The 2,764-nt window shown below is 75.4% G+C and carries 2 protein-coding genes; one reads left to right on the plus strand and one right to left on the minus strand.

Translation table 11 applies throughout. From position 1 onward, the window contains the following. Window positions 1-114: 114 nt before the first annotated feature. On the minus strand, window positions 115-1,521 hold the full coding sequence (locus ACFXHB_RS39385; protein WP_380581045.1) for an MFS transporter: 1,407 nt from the start codon (window positions 1,519-1,521) through the stop codon (window positions 115-117). A 141-nt stretch (window positions 1,522-1,662) separates the two neighbouring features. Here ACFXHB_RS39385 and ACFXHB_RS39390 point away from each other — a divergent pair, with 141 nt between their 5' ends. Further along, window positions 1,663-2,619, plus strand: coding sequence for a helix-turn-helix domain-containing protein (locus tag ACFXHB_RS39390; RefSeq protein WP_380581049.1), 957 nt, complete (start codon window positions 1,663-1,665; stop codon window positions 2,617-2,619). The last annotated feature ends 145 nt before the right edge of the window (window positions 2,620-2,764 follow it).

Here is a 2,764-nt window from a genome sequence, read left to right on the forward strand (position 1 = left end):
CAATCTACCTCCCGGCGCCCGAGCCCTACCCCCTGGACCGCAGGGGCCCCGCAGCAACCGGCGTGGGGCCCCGCGCCCCGGCCCACTCCCCACTCCGCTGCTGTGCGGCGTCGTTCACCGGCGCCGCAGGAAGACCGCCGAGGTCAGCGCGGCGAGCAGCACCAGGGCGGTGTTGACGGCGATCGCCCAGCCGACACCGGTGAGCACGGTGGCGCCCGCGGCGGCCGCGGTGACGACCGCGCTCATCACCGGGGTGCCCAGGGTGATGCCGACCTGCTGGGTCATGGTGGCCACGCCGGTGGCCAGCCCCTGCTCCTCGTCCGGCAGGCCCGAGGTCGCCGTCACCATGAAGCCGACGATCGCCAGCATGTTGCCCACCCCGCCGACGAAGGTGGCCACCAGCAGCAGGCCGAGCCAGGCCCGGTCGGCACCGAGCAGGAGCAGGGCCGCGGTCGCGGCGGCCTGCGTCAGGAACCCGGCGAGCAGGGCGCCCCGGCTGCCGAGCCGGCCGATCAGCCGCGGCGCCACCACCCCGCCGAGCACCGTGCCCGCGCCGAGCACCCCGAAGGCCAGGCCGGTGGCCAGCGCCGAGAAGCCCAGCACCCGCTGGAGGTAGAGGGTCAGCAGGAACACCAGCGAGGTCTCGGTGGCGAAGGCCAGCAGCCCGGCCGCGTTCCCCCAGATCACCGTGCGCCGTCGCAGCACCCGGACCGGCACCAGCGGCGAGGCGGCGCCCCGCTCGACGAACCAGAACGCCACCAGCAGGGCCGCGCCCAGCCCCAGCGCCCCGAGGGCGAGCGGCTCGCCCCAGCCGTGCTCGCCGGCCGCCGTCAGTCCGTAGACCAGCGCGAGCAGGCCGCCGGTGACGGTGACCGCCCCCGGCAGGTCCATCCCCGTCCTCCCGGCCGGCCTGCTCTCGGCGATCAGCCGGGGCGCGACCAGCAGCACGGCCAGCGCGACCGGCACGTTGACGAAGAAGGCCCAGCGCCAGCTCAGCAGGTCGGTGAGCAGTCCGCCGAGCACCGCGCCCGAGGTGAAGCCGGCCGACATCAGCGCGCCGTTCAGGCCCAGGGCCCGGTCGCGCAGCGGGCCCTCCGGGAAGGCCGTGGTCAGCAGCGCCAGCCCGGCCGGGGTCACCGCGGCGGTGGCCAGGCCCTGGGCGACCCGGGCGGCCAGCAGCGGCTCCGGGGAGGTGGCCAGCCCGCCGACCAGCGAGGAGACGGCGAGCACGGCGAGGCCGAGGAGGAAGACCCGGCGCCGCCCGACGAGGTCGGCGACCCGTCCGAACAGCAGGGTGAAGCCGGCCGCGGACAGGGCGAAGGCGGTGGCGATCCACTGCAGGCTGCCGAGCCCGAAGCCGAGCCCCCGGCCGATCACCGGCAGGGCGACGTTCAGGATCGAGAAGTCCACGGCCAGCATGAACTGGGCGGCCAGCAGGACGACCAGGACGAGCCGCTGCCGGCCGGTCGTGCCGGTGCTGGTCCGGGGGGCTGGTGGTGCTTCGGACAGGGTGGCGGTCATCGCGGCGCTGCCTCTCGGCTCGACGGGGTCTGCGGGTGCGGCACCAGCCTGGGCGGCCGCGCCGGTGCTACCCAGACCCCCGCCGAGGGTGGCACTGACAGGGACAGGCTCCGGGGCGCCCGGCGGTGTTGACTGGTCGGCATGGAGAATCCCGCAGAGCTGAGCGAGTTCCTGCGCACCCGTCGCGCCCGGCTGCGTCCCGAGGACGTCGGCCTCACCGCGTACGGCACCCGGCGTCGGGTGCCCGGCCTGCGCCGCGAGGAACTGGCGCAGCTGGCGGGCGTCAGCATCACCTACTACACGCGGCTGGAGCAGGGGCAGAGCCGCAACGTCTCCGACGAGGTGCTGGACGCCATCGCGCGGGCCCTGCGGCTGGACGGCGACGAGCACGCCCACCTGCGCAACCTGGCCCGCCCGGACCGTGCGGGCCTCGCGGGCCGCCCTGCGCGCTCGGCGAAGGGGCGGGCGGCCGAGGGCTTCGAACGGACCCGGCCGGCCGTCCGGCAGCTGATCGGGGCGATGGCGGACGTCCCCGCGGTGGCGGTCGGACGGCGCAACGAGGTGCTGGCCTGGAACCCGCTCGGCCACGCCCTGCTGGCCGGACACCTCGACCCGGCCGCGCCCGACCGGCCGGCGGACCGCCCGAACCTGAGCCGGCTGCTCTTCCTCGACCCGCGCACCCGGGAGCTCTACCCGCACTGGGAGACCGAGGCGCGGGCCCAGGTGGCCTTCCTGCGGCTGACCGCCGGACGGCACCAGGAGGACAGGCAGTTGGCCGAACTGATCGGCGAGCTGTCGATGAAGAGCGCGGAGTTCGCGGCGCTCTGGTCGGGCCACCCGGTGCACGACTGCCTGTTCGGCAGCAAGGAGTTCCGGCACCCGGTGGTCGGCGGGCTGACGCTGGACTTCGAGGCGCTGCCGCTGCCGGAGGCGTCCGGCCACCGGATGCTGCTCTTCAGTGCGGCGCCCGGTTCGTCGTCGGAGGCGGGCCTGCGGCTGCTGGCGGTCGGCGCGGCGGCTTCGGGGTGGGCCCCGGGGTGGACGTCGGGGCGGACGTCGGGGCGGACGTCGGCGGACCGGGAGCCCGTCGAGGACTGAGCCGGTCGTCGCCCGGGAACGACGAGGGGCCCTACCTTCGCACCGTCGTGCTTAGGTTCAAGGGGTCGTCGCAACACCGCTTGGTTTCAGACGGTGAGTAGATCACGTAGACGCTCGGCTGGGGTATCCCAGCCGAGCGTCTTGC

It is taken from the genome of Kitasatospora sp. NPDC059327 (genome assembly GCF_042752535.1).
Classification (GTDB): Bacteria; Actinomycetota; Actinomycetes; order Streptomycetales; family Streptomycetaceae; genus Kitasatospora.